The following is a 16,675-nucleotide window of genomic DNA, read 5'->3' as shown; positions in this document are numbered from 1 at the left end:
TGTCACCTTGGACTTACACCTGCCGTCATATTCCTTCGAGACCTGAACCGTTACACTAGGAAGAATCTTTAATCCCATGAAGCTCCCCTCGATCGTCATCGCTTTGGCCCTCGTTCTGTCCTCAATTTCCTGCAACAAGGAAACCAAGGTGACCGAGGCGCGCAAGGACAGCGGTCCTACCAAGGTGACGGCGGCGACGGCGCGGGATCGTGTCGTGAAGCGCACCGTGGAAAGCGTCGGTACTCTTTTCCCCTACGATGAGACGATTGTCAGCGCGGAGATTGACGGCCGGGTGGACAAGGTGGAAGTGGATCTGGGCGATGTGGTGAAGAAGGGGCAGCTGATGGTGCACATTTCCGACGAGGAGCAGCGTTATCTGCTCGCGCAGAATGAAGCCCAACTCCGTTCAAGCCTCGAACGCCTGGGGCTGACACGCGATACCGATCGCGTTCAGGACATCAAGCAGACGCCCGATGTCCGCAAGGCCCAGGCCGATGTTTTCGATGCCGAGCAACGCTTCAAACGCACCCGCGAACTGCGGGATCAGGGGATCGGCGCGCAAGCGGAACTCGATCAGGCCCAGGCCCGCTTTAACTCTGCAACTGCGGCCTATGACTCCACCATCAACCAGACGCGCAACCTGATTCAGGAAGTAGAGCGCTTCAAGGCGGTGGTCGATCTCCAGCGTAAGAAGCTGCGTGATACCAATGTTTACGCGCCTTTTGAAGCGAGTCTCAAGGAGCGGCAGGTCACCGTTGGACAGTATGTCCGGGCGAATACGCCGCTGATGACCCTGGTGAAGACGACGCCCTTGCGGCTGCGTCTCGATGTTCCCGAGCGCATGGCGCCCTGGGTGAAGGAGGGGCAAGTCGCCGTGGTGGAAGTAGAGGCCTTTGAAGGGCAAAAGTTCCCTGGCAAAATCTGGCGCGTCTCGCCGACTGTCGATTCCGCCAAGCGCACCTTCATTGCCGAAGCGCTCATCGACAATCCCGGCATGCGCCTCAAGCCCGGCAGTTATGCGAAGGCCCGCATCCCCACCGATAAGACCGAGACCATCGTGCTGCTGCCGAACAAGGCTGTCCAGTACGTGCTGGGCTCGAACAAAGCCTATGTGATCAAGGACGGTACCATTGAGGCGCGCGAAGTCAAAATCGGAGAGCGCTTTGAAAACGATCTGGAGATTTTAGAGGGAGTGGCTACGGGGGAAACGGTGGCCACCAGCAATTTGCCGCGGATCGATACAGGCAGCCGGGTCGAGATCGAAGGTAGTCCCACGACGATCTCGCAGAAGACGAAATAGCTTAGTAGTGCCGTTCGACCCGGCGGCCGTAGCGGTCCAGGTAGACGCTGAGCGTCTGCATCAGAATTCCCATTGCGAGCCAGACCTGCCAGTGCGAGAGCAGCCCGGCGTCGATCATGAATGCTCCTGTCAGGTCGAGGTCACACAGTAACCGCCACAGCGCGATGACGAAGCAAAGCACCGAACCCGGTGTGAGGACTCCCGAGGCTGCAAATGCCAGCTTCGAATCGAGATTCCTTTCGCCATAGATGCGTGGGCCAACCTTCAGCTTGATCCGAACGATCATAATGCGTTGCGTCTCCAGTCTATCAATATCCACGTATCGTCCCAGGGCCGGCGGATACGATAAATTGTTAGAGCTAGATATGCAAAAAATCAGAACCGCGATGCTGGGCACGGGCTTCATGGGCATCGTTCACACAGACGCCATTCGCCGCCTGGGCAATGTCGAAGTTGCCGCCGTAGCCGGCTCGAGCGATTCCAAGGCGAAAGCCTTTGCCGACCAGCTCTATATCGACCGCTCCACCGGCGATTGGGAATCGCTCCTCAAAGATCCCTCCATTGACGCCGTGCACATCTGCACGCCGAATGCGCTCCATGCTCCCATGGCGAAAATCGCCATCGCTAATGGCAAGCATGTCCTCTGCGAGAAGCCGCTCACAATGACCAGCGGCGAGGCCAAAGAACTCCTTGACGCCGCAGAGGCCCGTGGCATCGTGCACGCCACCAATCACAATCTGCGCTATTACCCGGTGGTCCAGCATGTCCGCCAGATGGTCGCCTCTGGCGAACTCGGTGAGATCCTCGCCGTACAGGGCACCTACTCGCAGGACTGGCTGCTCTATGACACCGATTACAACTGGCGTATCGAAGCCGAACACAACGGCAAACTGCGCGCGATGGGCGACATTGGAAGCCACTGGATGGATATGATCCAGCACCTCACGGCGCTCCCGATCACCAGTGTCTGCGGTGAGCTCACCACCTTCCACAAGACCCGCAAGAAGCCGAAGGGCAGCGTCCAGACCTTCAGTGGCAAAACGCTCAGCCCGGACGATTACGAAGCGATTCCAATCGATACTGACGACTTCGGCGCTGTGCTTCTCCACCTCGGCGATCGCGCCCGCGGCTCCTTCACCGTCAGCCAGATTTCTGCCGGCAACAAGAACAGTTTCCGCTTTGAGATCTATGGCACCAAGAGCGGTATCTCCTGGAACCAGGAACGTCCCGACGAACTCTGGATCGGCCATCGCAATTCTCCCAATCAGGTGATTGTCAAAGACCCCTCGCTGCTCATCGGTGGCGCTGCCGGCTTTGCGGACCTACCCGGCGGCCACAGCGAAGGCTATGACGACAGCCACAAGCAACTCTTCAAGCGTTTCTATGGCCGGATCGCCAATCGCTCGAATCCGATCGATTACCCGACTTTTGCGGATGGCCTCCGCGGCATGCTTCTCCTCGAAGCGGTCGCCGAGAGCAGCGCGAAGCGCGGCTGGGTCGACGTCAACCTCTAAAAAGGAAAAAGCCGCATCTCCGGATGCGGCTTTTTTTTTTAGCTCGATGGAATGAGCCGTGCCTCAAAGAGATCGATGTCGCGCTCGATTTCATGCATGGCTTCGTCGCCGATTTTCTTGTCCCGCCGCAAGCTGAGCAGTGTTTCGCGCTCAATCTGCACCATCTGCCACCACATCCGTTGCTCGGCGATATTTTGGAAGTGCTGCGGAGATCCCACCTCGTCGACTTCTCCTTCCATTTCGAGACTGGCGCGCAAGTCAGAAAGCCGGTCTTCGTAATAAGCGCGAATCCGGTCGAATACCGCGCCGCTACACTTTCCGGCCTCCGCCATCTCCGTAATCCGTTCAATGACTTTCTCCGCCGAGACAATCCGCGCGTTCAGTTCCTCGCGTGCCCCGGAGAGATCCTTCGGCAGTCCCAGCCAATGCACCAATGGCCGCAGGGTCAGTCCTTGTAAAAGCAGAGTCCCCAGAATCACGGCAAAGGTCAGAAAGACAATCAGGTTCCGGTAGGGGAAGGGAAGTCCGCGCATGGTTTCATTGGGTAAGGCCAGCGCTCCTGCCAGACTCACCACGCCACGCAAGCCCGTCCAGCCGATCACGAGTATTGCGCGCCAATCTGGCTTTGGTTCTGAATCCCGAATCTGTTTGGAGAAGACCCGCGGAAGATAAGCAAACGGGAACACCCAAAGCAGCCGGAGCACGATGACGCCCGCCAACACGACGAAGCTCCACCAAAGCAGCAGACCCATCGGGTAATCCTGCAGTCCGCTGACGACTGCCGGGATCTGCAAGCCGATCAGCAGGAAGATCGTGGAATTCACCAGAAAAATGACGCTCTTCCACACGGCCATGGAGCGAATCCGGGTATTGGCGCCAAACAACTCAGGCGCGTACCAGCCGAGGATCAAGCCACTGGCCACGGTCGCCAGCACTCCTGAGGCATGCACCGTTTCGGCCACAAAATAGGAGAGATAGCTCAACAGGAAGGTCGCCAGCACCTCCACTTCCGGGTCGCGCAAGAAGCGGTACAGCCGGACGAAGCAGAGGCCGAGCAGACACCCGAGCCCGGAGCCGCCCAGAATGATCCAGAGGAAAGAGAGCGAAGCGGATTCCCAGGAAAAGAGTCCACCGGCGACAAAGATCACTGCGAACCGGTATAGGGTGAGTCCCGCCGCGTCATTGACGAGGCTCTCGCCTTCGAGAATCTGAGTGACTCTCCTGGGGAGCCCCATGCCTCGCGTAATGCTGGTAGCCGCCGCGGCATCGGGTGGCGACACGATGGCTCCGAGGAGCAGCCCGGCGCCCCAACTCATGCCCGGGATGAAGTAGACGCAGAGGAAGGCTACTGTGACGCTGGTTGCCGCCACCAGGCCGAAGGCAAGCGTGAGGATCGGCCGTTTGTAGCGCAGAAAATCCCGCCAGGAGGTGAAGAAGGCCGCCTCGGTCAATACCGGTGGCAGCAGCAGGAAGAAGACCATGTCGGGATCCATCGAGACCCGGGGAACTCCCGGGATCAGCGCCAGCCCAATCCCTCCCAATACGAGCGCAATCGGGTAGGGCTGGTCGAGCCTTTTGGCGACCAGCGCGATCAGAATGGCTGCCAGGAGCAGCCCAAGAAATGCTTCTACGGATGTCATGCTTCGGTTTGTGGCAACCTAATAGGGAGCACGCTCGTCATTGTTAACTTCAGCCATGTCTTTCCTCTCTCGTATTTCAGCATTATTCATTCTCTGTGTGGCCGCACTCCATGCCCAGTCTACTGATCGGCTCGGTTGGTCGAGCTATCTGCCGGGCGGCGCCTACGACATCGCTGTCGCCACCGCCGTTGAGGCTTCCGGGGACGTTTGGGTTGCAGGCCATTCCTACGGAAAGTATGAAGCATATGGCCCCAACGAACCGTACCAGCAGAATAATGCTGGCGCCTCCGACATCTTTGTCGTGAAGTACCGCATCAATCCGGACGGCAGTTCCACGGTCTTGTTTTTCACCTGGTTGGGCGGCAGTGGCGTTGAAGAACTCGCCGATATGAAGATCGACAAGCGCGGGCGCATCGTTCTTACTGGCTTTACCAGTTCTGCGGACTTCCCCTTGGCGGGCGACGCATTCCAGCCCGTTTTCGGGGGCGACTACGACGTGTTCATTTCCATCATTGAACCGAATCAGGGCGGGATTCCTTCTCTTGCCTTCAGCACCTTCTACGGTTCTGCCGGACGGGAACAGGCACGCGCTCTTGCCATTGGGCCGACAAACAACATTGCGATTGTTGGCACCACTCTGAGCGACGAGATGCCGGGCGTGGGCAGCGGCGCACAACCGAATCGCCGTGGAAATGCTGATGCTTTCGTGATCTATTTCAACCCGGACGAGAAGGGTTTGAACTATGCCACCTATCTGGGCGGCGCAGGCACCGATACCGCAGTTGCTGTTGCGATCGACCGGAATAACCGGATCTGGTTTGCCGGTTCTACGGGCTCTGGGGATTTTCCGCTCACTTCGAATGGCTTCAAAACAGCCTCTGACGGCTTTCTTGACGGCTACATTGCCTGTGTCGATCCGAATCAGACTGGTCTCGATTCGTTGATCTACGCTTCTCTCGTCGGCGGCAGCAAGAGCGACGAAGCCCATGGGATCGCGGTCGACGCCAATGGCAAAATCTGGGTCACCGGCATCACCTTTTCGGAAGACTTTCCCGTGACTGCGAACGCTGCGCAGAGAACTCTCGCCGGGGGCACCGACATCTTTGTTTCCCAGATTGATCCGCTCCGCGAAGGTCCAGCCGCATTGCTCTACTCCACCTTCCTCGGCGGCAAGGGATTCGAGTTCGTTTATAGTTTTGTGCAGATGGATGCTACGCGTTTTGCTCTGGCGGGCTATTCGATGGGCGGGACACTCCCCACTACCGAAAATGCATTCCGCAAGACGGCTGCCTCTCCCTTCCCGGACGGCATTGTTGCTGTGCTGAATACCGCGAATGCAGGCAGCGCAGGCATTGAGTATCTGTCCTTCTTCGGCGGCACCAATACCGATGTCATCAATGGCATCAGCTTCGACCCAGCCAACCTCAACTCGCTCTTCATCGCTGGTTATACCCAGTCCGCCGATCTTCGTACTACCGATGGCACCACGCGCCCCAATCTTCCTGGCGCTCCCAATGCCTTCGCCGCTAAGATACTGCGTTAAAAAGCCTTAGCTTGCTAGCGATCCCTTTCCACGATCTTTCTGTTGGGTATACTGATCCCAGCGGGGGCCCTTGTTGGGGATCGGAATGCATCAGTCCATTTCTCCTTTTGGAGGAGCGTCGAATCAGAAACTGACTGCGCTGTTGGTTGCACTCAGTTGCATTTCTCCTACGATTGCGCAGGACAGCAGCAGTGGGCCGGCGGGCGCGAATTGCAGTTTTCAGGCTGCGCCTGACCTCTATGTCGCACGCGAAGCGCGCGTTCGTGAGCTGGTCAATCAGCGTCTGACGGCCTTCAAAAGTGAGCGGGCTGCGACAGCCAGCGCGACGGTGGAACCTTCCTCCTTCTCCCCGGCGAACTTCATCGATGAGGCGATTTTTACAAAGATGGCGGCGGCTGGTATCGCCAGTGCACGCCTGACCACCGACGAGGAATTTGTCCGCCGTCTTTATCTCGATCTGACGGGCCGTATTCCCACCATCGAGCAGTACAAGGAGTTTCTCAACAACGGGAACAAGAACAAGCGCGACGATCTCATCGACCGCTTATTGTATTCGCGGGAATACACGGACAAGTGGAGTGTCTGGTGGGGCGATCTGCTCCAGAACGCCCGGGTGAATTCCTTCCGCAATCAGAGCGTGGGCGCCCGCAACAACTTCTATACCTGGATTGGCTCCAGCGTCTCGCAGAATCAATCGATCCGCGACATTGTTTTCGAGGTGCTCACCGCGAAAGGGAACACCGAAGCAGGCGGCGTGGATGCTCCTACCACCTGGGAAAATCGTTGGCGTACGCCGGGTGGCCCGATTCAGGACAGCTACGACACGCTCTTTGCCCGCAGCGCTACAGCCTTCCTGGGCATGGGGCATTATGACTGCCTGCTTTGCCACGATGGCCGTGGTCATCTGGACCAGCTCACGCTGTGGGGCAAGAAGGCGACGCGCCTCGAAGCCTACCAGATGGCGGCCTACTTCTCGCGGCTCCGCTACACGGACCGCAGCCAGAACGACCCTGAGTACCCCGGTTCCACTGACATCAGCGACGCGACGAGCGGGAGCTACAATCTCAATACCTCCTACGGCAATCGTCCGAAGCGCGTCCAGATCGGGACGCTGAAGGCGGTAATGCCGGTCTGGCGGATGGACGATCCCGAAGCCGCCAGTGGCGACTGGCGCTCTCTGTATGCCAAACGTCTCACCGCGGACCGTATGTTCGCGCGCAATTTCGGAAACAGATTCTGGAAGGAACTTTTCGGCCTTGGCTTGGTGGAACCAGTGGATCAACTCGATCCGGCGCGTTTGGATCCCAATCATCCTCCGCCGGCCGGTTGGACTCTCCAGGCCACCCATCCCGAACTGCTCGAACGCCTGAGTGACTGGTTGATCGAGAATAAATTCGATATGCGGGAGTACATGCGCATTCTGGTCAGCTCGAAGGCCTACCAGTTGAGTTCTGATTACGGCGCCGATTGGAGTCTCGAAAAGCTCCCGTACTTTGCACGCCATTATCCCCGCCGTCTTGAAGGTGAAGAGATCCACGATGCCATCCAGACCGCGACCAACGTATTTGGCAAATACACCATCGGTGGCTGGGCTGAGCCCGTCAGTTGGGCAATGCGAATGCCGGAGCCGGTGGAGCCGTCCAGCAACACGGCGGTGCGGGATTTCATGGGCTTCTTTCTGCGTGGCAATCGCGACACCCAGTTCCGTTCGCAGAATGGCAGCATTCTTCAGCAACTCAACCTCATGAACCATTCGTTCGTGACGACACGGGCGAAGATTGCGAATTCCAGTGTCCTGAAAAGCATCGCAGGCATGACAAACGTCGATACCATGGTCGATGAATTATTCCTGCGATTTCTTGGCCGCCGGCCTTCCGATGGCGAACGCGCAAAATCAGTCGCCTTCCTCTCGAAAGCCGGTGCGGTCCAGACCGCCAAGAACACGGCAGTGGAAGACATGGCTTGGGTGCTGATGAACAAGCAGGAGTTCATCTTCAGCTATTAGGGATCGAGAGGCAGGGAACATGGATCAGATACACGGAGAACAGCCCACCGGCAAAGATCGCTTCGGCATGGACTGGAGCGGCATCAAGGGCACCTGGTTCTGGAAATCCCCTCATTTCAACCGGCGTAATTTCTTTCGGCATCTCGGTTCGGCCATTGGCGGTTATTTCTTGTTGCCGGGCCGGCCCATGGAGAGCATCGCTCAGGCCTCTGTGACTCCCATTGGCAAGGCCAAGAATGTCATTTTCGTCATGATGAGCGGAGCGCCCAGTCATGTCGATACCTTCGATTTGAAGGAAGGCTCCTGGCTTCCGAAAGCGTTTGACCCAACCAGCTACGGCGAAATCCGCTGGCCACGCGGACTCTTCCCCAACCTCGCCGAACAATTGGATTCGATTGCGCTGGTGCGCAGCATGAAACCGTGGGCCGCTGTGCATGAACTGGCGCGCACCTGGGTGCAGATTGGCCGCAACCCGGTGAGCGGACTCGCCCGCATTGCGCCGCACATTGGCTCTGTCGTCTCCCTGGAACTGGCGGCGCGCAGCGTTGACAAGACCTTGCCGCCCTTCTTTAATCTGAATGCGAGCGATGGTCCGGGGGCCGGCTATCTTCCGCCCGGCGTAGCGCCTTTTTACTTTAGCCCCGGGGGCAATCCACCTTCCGGCACCACGCACCCGGACGGGCTGGCTGCCTTCACCCGGCGCTCTGCTTTGCTCGACGATCTGGACGGTGAGATGCGCAGCAGTGGACTGCTCGGGGCCAAGGGCGATGAAATGACCGCCTTCAATGCCTCCGCACGGCAGCTCATGTATCGCTCTGAAATCGATAGCCTCTTTCGCTTTTCCGCCGATGAACGGGCTCGCTTTGGCAACACCGGCTTTGGCAACGCGCTGATTGTGGCGCGCAATCTTCTGGCTGCAGACAAGGGGACCCGCTTCGTACAAGTGAATCTCGGCGGCTGGGACAATCACGCGAATATCTACACTGGCGCGTTGAATCCGACGAATGCAAATTCGCTTGCCCGGCAATTCGATACGGGGATGGGCGCCCTGCTAGCAGACATGAAGGCGAGCGGCCTCCTCGATGACACCCTGGTCATTGCCATGGGGGAATTTGGCCGTACGACGGGGATGCCGAACATGACTTCCGGTCGCGATCACTACCTCCAGCAGTCGGCTCTGATCGCTGGCGCTGGCGTGAAGGGCAAGCGCAGCATTGGCACGACGGATGCGAGTGGCGGTGATACGAGCGATCCCGGTTGGAGCCGCGAACGCAGCATTCGTCCGGAAGATATCGAAGCCACGATCTACTCGGCGCTCGGTATCGACTGGACCACGGTCCGTCGCGATGACCCCTTCAATCGCGGTTTTGAGTACGTGCCCTTCTCAGATCAGGATCTCTATGGCCCGGTTCATGAGCTTTGGCAGGGCTGATAGCTTAGGAACTTGTTGAAAAATACCCCTCTACCGCGAATATGATGGTATCTGGATGAGGATGTATTGAATCATTGCTCAAAATTGAACCTGCCCGCGCTCCCGCGATAGGCCGAAAACCATTGATTTTGGGCCATTTTCCGTCATTTAGGCACACTGCTCCTGCAGGGTTTTGACTCGAAGCAGATTGTAAGCTGCGGCTGTATAAGTGACCAGCCATCCGACCTTATCGATTCCCCGCAGCTTGATCTTTTTCAGTCCGCCCGTTTGCTTCATCCATCCGAAGGCCTTCTCTACAAGCCACCTCTTGCTGAGGCTCATGCGATACCCTTCATGCCTTGTCGTACGCTGATCAATGGCGCTTCTGCGATTCTTGTTGTTCTGCGCCACATGTGGGGTCACTCCCAACTCGCGCACTGTTTTGACAAAGTCCTTGCGGTCATAAGCTTTGTCGGCCCCCAGCGTTATGCGTTTGCCGGGCCGCGCTATTTTGGCCGCCATCAATAAGGCGGCATCGGCTTCGCCATGACCATCGGCTTGCGTGCTCATCACCTCACGGATCAAACCATTGCGGTTCTCGATCACAATGTGGCCGAGGTAGCTGAGCTTGGCTTCCTGCCCATTCCCCTTCTTGTACAAGCGGGCATCTGGATCTGTCTTGGACTCGTGCGTTTCATTGCTGCGCTTCTCGCCGTGGAACTGCTTGCCATCTTTGGGGCCTTCGCCATCTTTTCGTTGAAATCTCTTCTGTCCTGCCCAGGCTTCGATCAGCGTTCCATCCACCGTGAAGTGCTCATCGGACATGAATCCAGAGGCCAACTCATTGACCCGGCTAAAGAACTTCTGCGCGACCTCTTCATTCAACAGCCGCTCCCGGTTCTTGCTGAATACGGCGTGGTTCCAAACCGGCTCATCGATCTCAAGCCCAATGAACCAACGGAACAACAGGTTGTAGTCCAACTGCTCCATTAGCAAGCGCTCGCTGCGCACCGAGTAGAAGATTTGCAACAACAACGCTCTGAGCTGACGCTCGGGCGGAATCGAAGGACGCCCCACTCGCGAATACATCTGCTCAAACTCTCCATCCATGCTCTTGAGCAACCCGTCTACCAGTTGCCGTACTTTCCTCAGTGGATGGTCCTCTGCGATCCGATCTTCAAGGTTCACGTAGCTGATCAGGGTTCTTTGTTGCTGGTCGGTTCCGCGCATAAAACATAGATGCTCTAAAATATTTCAGCGTCACATCCAGCGGCGAGTTTTTCAACAAGTTCTTAGGGCTGGTCCCTGGGTTTTTCGCTTGCCAGGTGGCCCGCCGCCCTGCATCTGACTTTGGGGAAAAGTTCTCTGCAGGCATGTCGCTCTGAGACGATTCTCAATGCTTCGTCAAATCGTGTTTGCCGCATGTTCTGCAAGAATTGATCCCGTTGAATCCTGTCATAGACGACATTCATTTCGTTGGCTGCCAGCTTGATCTTAGCTTCCAGAGTCGTTGGTGAAAGTTGTGGAATGAGGGCAATGACTCACTCTGGTTGACTGGCTTGCCCCATGAACCTAGCAGAAGGAAGGCTGCCAATCCACCAGCGATACACGGCGTCCGTTGAAAAGAACATTTTCCGGCTTTAGGTCGTTGTGACACGAGACCATCTCGTGGGGTATGGCAATTTCTGCCGGTCGCCAACCGCGAACGATGGACATGCAGAAGATGTGGTGTTGGTGAGCGCGTCTAGCGCTGGCGGCGAAACAGCATCAGGCTGCACAGAAAGCTTACGAAAGCCGCGACGGCCAGCAGGAGAATCGAGTCAAACTGGTCGCGGTCGGCAAACTTGTAGGAGTTCCAGAAGAAGCCATAGATGATGATCCCGAAGATTGCCAGCGCCACCAGCGGCAGCAGGCCGCGAAAGATGTTGAAGAACGCCAAGAGCACTGCCGCAACTCCCAATACAGCAAGGGTCAGCATCGCGATCGAGAGATCTTGACCGGTCCAGATGAAGGTATCGAGTTTCCAGTTGTGCAGCCCGGAGAGAAAGGCAACCAGGCTGATACCGCCGAGAAATAGGGAAATGAACAGGGTGAAGAGGTAAGCGTAGAAACGCATCAAGGCGTGTAGGATCTTCATGGGACGTTGGATGGCGAAAGACCCATCTTAGCCCATACACAGCTTCTTCATCCGCATTGCTGCTTCGGCAAGATTCGAACGGCTGTTGGCGTAGCTGAAACGCAGGTATCCTTCCCCGTATTCGCCAAAGGCCGTGCCCGCTAGCGCCGCTACTCCTGCTTCGCGCAGCAGCCGGTCTGCCAGCACTTCACTGCTCATTCCAGTGCCCTTGATGTTGGGGAAGGCATAGAAGGCTCCGTTCGGCATGCGGCAGTGGACACCCGGGATCTCGTTCAACATCGAAACAAAAAGCTGACGGCGTTCCCGAAACTCAGCCATCATCCGGTCTACCGGCGATTGGTCGCCAGTGAGCGCCGCCAGGCCCGCCCGCTGCACCATGCTGGCCGTACAACTCACCGCGTTCACCAGCAGCTTCTGCATGGCATCGAGCATCCACTCCGGCATCACGCCATAGCCCAGACGCCAGCCGGTCATTGCATAGGTCTTGGAGAAGCCGTCGAGCAGAATCGTGCGCTCGAGCATACCCGGCTCGGACAGCACCGAGCGCGGCGCTTCGTCAAAATACATGCGCGAGTAAATCTCGTCGCTGAAGACATAGAAGTCGTGTTCGACGGCGAGGCGCGCGATCTCGCGAATGTCTGCCGCCGGGATCACGCCGCCAGTGGGGTTGGCGGGCGAGTTCAGAATCAGCAGCTTGGTCTTCGGCGTGATGCTGTCGCGCAGGCGCTGCATGTCGAAGCTGAAGTCGTTTTCCTCAACGAGCGGAATCGAGATCGGGGTTGCCCCGGCAAAGCGGACGGCGCTCGCATAGGTGGGGAAACTCGGGTTCGGGAGAATCACTTCGTCTCCGGCTTCGACCAGGGCGAGGATCGGGAAGAAGATCATCGGCTTGCCGCCCGGCACGACGCAGACGTTTTTTGCTTCTACCGGCACGCCGCGCGTCTTGGCCACATGTTCGGCAATCGCCTGGCGGAAGTCTTCGTAGCCGAGGGTTGGGCCGTAATGCGTCCAGCCCGCGTCGAGCGCGCTTTTGCCGGCATCGACGACGTTGTTCGGTGTGTCGAAATCGGGTTCGCCAATCTCGAGATGGATGATGTGTTTGCCTTGGGCTTCGAGCGCCCGCGCCTTTTGGAGAACCGAGAATGCACCTTCGAGTTGGAGCTCCTGGATTCGCGAGGCGGCCTTCACTTCTTCACCTGGTAGCCGGTTTCGGTCTTTTCCACCCGGTCGCCAATCGAGACGCGTTCGCCAATGATGCGGACCATCTCCCGTTTCTGATTTTCGAATTCCACGAGTGCAATCTGATAGGGCGCCTCGGCTGCGAAGCGCTCCGGTGCGGAGTGGATGACTGTTTCTGTGTAGACCGTCGCAAGTGTCATGTGTTCAAGGTTTCCGTAGGATGGTGACAACGCTGGTTGCGCCGCTGCCACCGAGATTCTGCGCCAATGCCAGATTGGCAACTTTGACTTGGCGGGCTCCTGCCTGGCCGCGCATCTGCAGCACCAGGTCGCAGAGTTGCGCCACTCCGGTGGCGCCCACCGGATGCCCCTTCGCCTTGAGGCCACCCGAGGTGTTGACGGGCAACTCGCCACTCAGGGCCGTTGCTCCGCTGGCCACCCAGGGGCCGCTTTGTCCGGCTTCGACAAAGCCAAGGTCTTCCATCGCGATCAGTTCGGCGATGGTGAAGCAGTCGTGGACTTCAGCCACCTGCACCTGCCGTGGCGTGATGCCGGCCTGCGCATAGGCTTTGTGCGCTGCAATTTGTGTCGCGGCAAAGCTGGTGATGGTGCTGCGGTCGGCGAGCGCTACCGGACCGGAGGCCTGGGCGCAGGCTGCTACCCGGATGCTATCTTCCGCCGACGAAATGAGAATCGCTGCCGCGCCATCGCTGACGAGCGAGCAATCGTAGATCGTAAAGGGTTCGGCGACCGGCTTGCCGTTCAGCGCCTGCTCCATGGTGATCACCTTGCGCAGATGGGCTTGCGGATTGAGGCTGGCGTTGTAATGATTTTTCACCGCGACGGCGGCCAGTTGCTCGCGTGTGGTGCCGTACTCGAACATGTGGCGGCGGGCAATCATCGCGAAGATCGCGGGGAAAGTGGCTCCGACGCTGGATTCGGTTTGGGCGTCTCCGGCGCCGGCCAAAATATCGGCCACCCGGGCTGTCGTCTGCGAGGTCATTTTCTCGACGCCGCACACGAGCACCCGCTCATAAAGGCCGCTCGCTACGGCGTGAAATGCGTGGAAAAACGCACTGCCGCCCGAGGCGCAAGCCGCTTCAAAACGCGTTGCGGGAACGCCGGAAATGCCCGCGGCTCCGGCAACATAAGGAGCCAGGTGATTCTGACTGGTGAAGGAAGGCCCATCGAAGTTGCCAAGATAAAAAGCCTGCACGGCCTCGGGCCCGACGCCCGCATCGGTCAGGCAACTCGTAATCGCTTCCACTGCCAGGCTTTTCAGGTCGCGATCGGGAAAAGCCCCAAACGCCGTCTTCCCGATTCCGGCAACCGAGACGGGTCTCATATAATTTAATCGTAGCCCTGTTTGGCGCGCTGCACGCTTTTGCCTCTGGAATCGTCATCTTGTCAGATGGAATTTGCGGCGCACGATGTGATCGAAGAACGCCCTATGCCGGCCCGGTCCGCATCCAATTCGACGCCTACGGCTTCCGAGCGGGAAGCGCAGGACCGTTTCGTCCGCGAAAACCTGCGGCGTGTGTTCTCGATTGTGTATCGCATTGTCGGCAATGTCGCCGATGCGCAGGACCTCACGCAGGAGACCTTCATCAAAGCGCTCCAGCGTAAGGACCAATTGAAGGATGCCCAGAAAGGCGCGCAGTGGCTCGGGCGTGTTGCCAGCAATACGGCAATTGATTTTCTCCGCCGCAAAGGCCGGGTGAATTTCACCGAGCTCGATTCGCTCGAAACTCCCCTGCCCGACCCGGTGAATCGCCGCGCTGATGTGGAAATGTTGCGCAGCGAAGAAGCCGAGCATCTGGATTATTGCCTGGAATCGTTGAGTGTACGGGAACGTACCGCGTTGGTGCTGCGGGATGTGGAAGACATGCCTGCCAACGAAGTCGCCAGAATTCTGGGCTGCTCTCCGGCCACGGTCCGCTCCCACATTGCCAATGCGCGGACAAAATTCCGCGCCGTCTTCCTGAAGAGAAAGGGGGAACAATGAGTCAACATTTGAATGAACAAACGGCGATTCTCGCTGCTAGCGGCGACCTTCCCGCTCTCGACCGATTGCGTGCCACTGCGCACGCTCTTGTTTGTCCCGCCTGCCGCGCCCGCATTGCCTCCTACAAGGACGATGCCTCGCGCGTGCGCCAGGCTGTCGATGAGTTTCAACTGCCCCGCGCGATGAATTGGGCGGAGCTGGAAGGCGAAATGTACGCCAACATCCGTTTAGGACTGGATGTCAGTGCGATTCGCCAGGACTTTGGCCGGGATATGGAGGAAGAGTCTTCCGAACCGCGCATTAGTTGGCGCGCTGCCATCGCCATTGGCACTCTTTGCGCCACCGTGATTACGGGTTGGTTTCTGGCGGGTCCGCGTGTGAACAATCCCTATTTGAATCGCATTCCAGGCGATGCCTCTGTCGCTCAGGTGCGTACCGATCATGCCCTTCTCAAGGCCGACCGGACGGGCGTCGGTGTCGAAAGCGGAGGCTCAGGTTTTCTGCTGCGCAGTGCGGCCTCACAACCGGCCCGCGTGGAGCTGGGCCTGGAAGGCAGTATCCGCAGTTCAGCTGTCGATCAGGATTCCGGTCAGGTCACAGTGAGTCAGATCTATGTGGAGTAAAGCGGTTTCGGCACTTCTGATGGCTGCTGCAGGTCTGGCGGCAGAAGATGCGCTCAAGGTGAACTTCCCTGCCGATTCTCCTGTCGCGGTGGTCAGCTCTGGATGGGGCGAAAGCCGGGCCGCGGCACGTGGAGGTGCGCTGTTTGTCGATCTCCGCACTTCCTTGAAATTGAAGAACACGTCGCGGTTGCGCCTGCGTGGCATCACCTTGCAGGTCTCCTCGCAGGAAGTGGCCGCGGGCGGCAAGGCAAGCGTCTCGGTGCCCAGTCTCGATGTCTATCCGGGCCAGGAATTTCCAGTGAAGATCGATCTGCGCTTGCTGCAACCGGCAAGCAGCGGCGCGTCGGCGATTGTCCTGGTGCAGCTCGATGGCGCGCTGTTTGAGGATCTTTCTTTCTATGGCCCGAATCATCTCAGCAGCCGCCGCCAGTTGACGGCCTGGGAACTCGAAGCGCGCCGGGATCGCCAGCATTTCAAGCAGGTGCTCGCCCGCAATGGCGAGGACGGTTTACGCCGGGCGATGACTGAGATTCTGGCTCAGGATCTGGCCCGTCCGAAACTCGATATTCGTCTCGCGCGGGCTCCCGCCGCCTTCCCCAACGAACGTCCGATCGAAGTTGCTTTCTTGCACCAGGCGGATCTCCCTGTGGAGGCTGTCGGTGGCACGGCGCTGGCCAGTGGCAACGAGCTCCGCATCCCACAGCTCCAGTTTGAGAATCGCGATCGCCGCGAAGTGCGCTCGATTGAGATGGGTTTGATTATTCGCGATGCGGAAGGCCGCGAGTTCTCGGCAGGTGCTCTTCCGGCCGCCGTTTCGATGAAAGCGAAGGCGGGCGGTACGGTACAGCCCACAACCAGCCTGCAACTCTCCCGCGCACAAGGTGCGGCCGTACGTATCGATAGCGTAAGCGGTTTTGTCCAGCAAGTGGAGTTTTCTAATGGCGATGTCTGGATTCCGCCCAGCAGTTTCCGGGACGAGGCTCGTCTGTCCAAACTCATTCCGGGTAGTCTGGAAGAACAGCGCTTGAGTGACATCTACCGCCGTCGCGGGCTCTCTGCGCTGCTCGAAGAGTTAAACAAACAGTGAACATTGACGAAGCGATTGGCTATTCGCCGGAGGAACTCAGTCTTCCTTTGCGCGATCTTTTGACCGGGCAATGGGTTGCCCTCGAGATTTACGACATCCACCGCCTTCCACTGCGGAAAATTGTGGCTGTTGGGGGCTCGGCGACCGCCTGTTTTACCAATTTGAGCAATCGCGGCCTCAATCCCCTACATTTTGAGGTGGTCCAACTCCCCGCTCCGTTCTGATCTCGCGG

At 58.2% G+C, this 16,675-nt stretch carries 17 protein-coding genes; 9 read left to right on the top strand and 8 right to left on the bottom strand.

From position 1 onward, the window contains the following. Positions 1-76: 76 nt before the first annotated feature. On the top strand, positions 77-1,300 hold the full coding sequence (locus M017_RS0103055) for an efflux RND transporter periplasmic adaptor subunit (protein ID WP_031495697.1): 1,224 nt from the start codon (positions 77-79) through the stop codon (positions 1,298-1,300). A 1-nt stretch (position 1,301) separates the two neighbouring features. On the opposite strand, the gene M017_RS0103050 is transcribed toward M017_RS0103055, so the two are convergent. Then, positions 1,302-1,586, bottom strand: a complete 285-nt coding sequence (locus M017_RS0103050) for a hypothetical protein (RefSeq protein ID WP_031495694.1) — start codon at positions 1,584-1,586, stop codon at positions 1,302-1,304. A 79-nt stretch (positions 1,587-1,665) separates the two neighbouring features. Here M017_RS0103050 and M017_RS0103045 point away from each other — a divergent pair, with 79 nt between their 5' ends. Further along, a complete protein-coding gene (locus M017_RS0103045) occupies positions 1,666-2,814 on the top strand; it encodes a Gfo/Idh/MocA family protein (RefSeq protein ID WP_031495693.1) in 1,149 nt (382 codons plus the stop codon). A gap of 38 nt (positions 2,815-2,852) precedes the next feature. Here the strand turns inward: M017_RS0103045 and M017_RS0103040 are convergent, their stop codons facing one another. Beyond that, positions 2,853-4,454, bottom strand: a complete 1,602-nt coding sequence (locus M017_RS0103040) for a Na+/H+ antiporter (RefSeq protein WP_031495691.1) — start codon at positions 4,452-4,454, stop codon at positions 2,853-2,855. A gap of 55 nt (positions 4,455-4,509) precedes the next feature. Here M017_RS0103040 and M017_RS0103035 point away from each other — a divergent pair, with 55 nt between their 5' ends. The 3 genes from M017_RS0103035 to M017_RS0103025 all read left to right on the top strand — a co-directional run bounded on the left by M017_RS0103035 (position 4,510) and on the right by M017_RS0103025 (position 9,434). After that, positions 4,510-5,997, top strand: coding sequence for an SBBP repeat-containing protein (locus M017_RS0103035; RefSeq protein ID WP_155121203.1), 1,488 nt, complete (start codon positions 4,510-4,512; stop codon positions 5,995-5,997). Between the two features lie 85 nt (positions 5,998-6,082). Beyond that, positions 6,083-8,002: a DUF1549 domain-containing protein gene (locus tag M017_RS0103030; protein WP_031495688.1), complete on the top strand. Its 1,920-nt coding sequence runs from the start codon at positions 6,083-6,085 to the stop codon at positions 8,000-8,002. 19 nt (positions 8,003-8,021) lie between these two features. Further along, the gene (locus M017_RS0103025) at positions 8,022-9,434 is read left to right on the top strand and encodes a DUF1501 domain-containing protein (RefSeq protein ID WP_031495687.1); all 1,413 of its coding nucleotides are present in this window, start codon (positions 8,022-8,024) and stop codon (positions 9,432-9,434) included. 147 nt (positions 9,435-9,581) lie between these two features. On the opposite strand, the gene M017_RS0103020 is transcribed toward M017_RS0103025, so the two are convergent. The 6 genes from M017_RS0103020 to M017_RS0103000 all read right to left on the bottom strand — a co-directional run bounded on the left by M017_RS0103020 (position 9,582) and on the right by M017_RS0103000 (position 14,073). Beyond that, on the bottom strand, positions 9,582-10,643 hold the full coding sequence (locus M017_RS0103020; protein ID WP_031495380.1) for an IS5 family transposase: 1,062 nt from the start codon (positions 10,641-10,643) through the stop codon (positions 9,582-9,584). Positions 10,644-10,985: 342 nt separating this feature from the next. Then, entirely contained in the window at positions 10,986-11,129 is a 144-nt protein-coding gene (locus M017_RS30570; protein WP_155121202.1) for a phosphotransferase, read from the bottom strand. A gap of 28 nt (positions 11,130-11,157) precedes the next feature. Beyond that, positions 11,158-11,550, bottom strand: a complete 393-nt coding sequence (locus tag M017_RS0103015; RefSeq protein WP_155121201.1) for a hypothetical protein — start codon at positions 11,548-11,550, stop codon at positions 11,158-11,160. 27 nt (positions 11,551-11,577) lie between these two features. Next, positions 11,578-12,738, bottom strand: a complete 1,161-nt coding sequence (locus tag M017_RS0103010) for a pyridoxal phosphate-dependent aminotransferase (protein WP_031495683.1) — start codon at positions 12,736-12,738, stop codon at positions 11,578-11,580. Further along, the gene (locus M017_RS0103005; RefSeq protein ID WP_031495681.1) at positions 12,735-12,929 is read right to left on the bottom strand and encodes a Zn-ribbon domain-containing OB-fold protein; all 195 of its coding nucleotides are present in this window, start codon (positions 12,927-12,929) and stop codon (positions 12,735-12,737) included. Before M017_RS0103005 ends, M017_RS0103010 begins: the two co-directional genes overlap by 4 nt. Before the next feature lie 4 nt (positions 12,930-12,933). Beyond that, positions 12,934-14,073 carry a thiolase domain-containing protein gene (locus M017_RS0103000; protein WP_031495679.1) on the bottom strand — a complete coding sequence of 380 codons (1,140 nt, stop codon included), beginning with the start codon at positions 14,071-14,073 and terminating at the stop codon, positions 12,934-12,936. A gap of 66 nt (positions 14,074-14,139) precedes the next feature. Between M017_RS0103000 and M017_RS0102995 the strand changes: the two genes are divergently transcribed. Genes M017_RS0102995 through M017_RS0102980 form a run of 4 tightly spaced genes read left to right on the top strand, consistent with a single transcriptional unit; the run spans position 14,140 to position 16,667 of the window. Beyond that, entirely contained in the window at positions 14,140-14,733 is a 594-nt protein-coding gene (locus tag M017_RS0102995; protein WP_035957630.1) for an RNA polymerase sigma factor, read from the top strand. Next, positions 14,730-15,356 carry a hypothetical protein gene (locus tag M017_RS0102990; RefSeq protein WP_031495676.1) on the top strand — a complete coding sequence of 209 codons (627 nt, stop codon included), beginning with the start codon at positions 14,730-14,732 and terminating at the stop codon, positions 15,354-15,356. The genes M017_RS0102995 and M017_RS0102990 overlap by 4 nt, the downstream gene beginning before the upstream one ends. Continuing rightward, positions 15,346-16,443, top strand: coding sequence for a hypothetical protein (locus tag M017_RS0102985; protein ID WP_155121200.1), 1,098 nt, complete (start codon positions 15,346-15,348; stop codon positions 16,441-16,443). The genes M017_RS0102990 and M017_RS0102985 overlap by 11 nt, the downstream gene beginning before the upstream one ends. Beyond that, a complete protein-coding gene (locus tag M017_RS0102980) occupies positions 16,440-16,667 on the top strand; it encodes a hypothetical protein (RefSeq protein ID WP_031495672.1) in 228 nt (75 codons plus the stop codon). Before M017_RS0102985 ends, M017_RS0102980 begins: the two co-directional genes overlap by 4 nt. Positions 16,668-16,675 lie beyond the last annotated feature (8 nt).

This window comes from Bryobacter aggregatus MPL3, from assembly GCF_000702445.1.
Classification (GTDB): Bacteria; Acidobacteriota; Terriglobia; order Bryobacterales; family Bryobacteraceae; genus Bryobacter; species Bryobacter aggregatus.
This window is presented reverse-complemented; position numbering and strand designations above follow the sequence as displayed.

What these genes read in the sequence shown, in the direction of transcription:
- M017_RS0103055 (WP_031495697.1), top strand. Translation starts at nt 77, where the DNA reads ATGAAGCTCCCCTCGATCGTCATCGCTTTGGCCCTCGTTCTGTCCTCA.
- M017_RS0103050 (WP_031495694.1), bottom strand. Translation starts at nt 1,586, where the DNA reads ATGATCGTTCGGATCAAGCTGAAGGTTGGCCCACGCATCTATGGCGAA.
- M017_RS0103045 (WP_031495693.1), top strand. Translation starts at nt 1,666, where the DNA reads ATGCAAAAAATCAGAACCGCGATGCTGGGCACGGGCTTCATGGGCATC.
- M017_RS0103040 (WP_031495691.1), bottom strand. Translation starts at nt 4,454, where the DNA reads ATGACATCCGTAGAAGCATTTCTTGGGCTGCTCCTGGCAGCCATTCTG.
- M017_RS0103035 (WP_155121203.1), top strand. Translation starts at nt 4,510, where the DNA reads ATGTCTTTCCTCTCTCGTATTTCAGCATTATTCATTCTCTGTGTGGCC.
- M017_RS0103030 (WP_031495688.1), top strand. Translation starts at nt 6,083, where the DNA reads ATGCATCAGTCCATTTCTCCTTTTGGAGGAGCGTCGAATCAGAAACTG.
- M017_RS0103025 (WP_031495687.1), top strand. Translation starts at nt 8,022, where the DNA reads ATGGATCAGATACACGGAGAACAGCCCACCGGCAAAGATCGCTTCGGC.
- M017_RS0103020 (WP_031495380.1), bottom strand. Translation starts at nt 10,643, where the DNA reads ATGCGCGGAACCGACCAGCAACAAAGAACCCTGATCAGCTACGTGAAC.
- M017_RS30570 (WP_155121202.1), bottom strand. Translation starts at nt 11,129, where the DNA reads ATGTCCATCGTTCGCGGTTGGCGACCGGCAGAAATTGCCATACCCCAC.
- M017_RS0103015 (WP_155121201.1), bottom strand. Translation starts at nt 11,550, where the DNA reads ATGAAGATCCTACACGCCTTGATGCGTTTCTACGCTTACCTCTTCACC.
- M017_RS0103005 (WP_031495681.1), bottom strand. Translation starts at nt 12,929, where the DNA reads ATGACACTTGCGACGGTCTACACAGAAACAGTCATCCACTCCGCACCG.
- M017_RS0103000 (WP_031495679.1), bottom strand. Translation starts at nt 14,073, where the DNA reads ATGAGACCCGTCTCGGTTGCCGGAATCGGGAAGACGGCGTTTGGGGCT.
- M017_RS0102995 (WP_035957630.1), top strand. Translation starts at nt 14,140, where the DNA reads ATGGAATTTGCGGCGCACGATGTGATCGAAGAACGCCCTATGCCGGCC.
- M017_RS0102990 (WP_031495676.1), top strand. Translation starts at nt 14,730, where the DNA reads ATGAGTCAACATTTGAATGAACAAACGGCGATTCTCGCTGCTAGCGGC.
- M017_RS0102985 (WP_155121200.1), top strand. Translation starts at nt 15,346, where the DNA reads ATGTGGAGTAAAGCGGTTTCGGCACTTCTGATGGCTGCTGCAGGTCTG.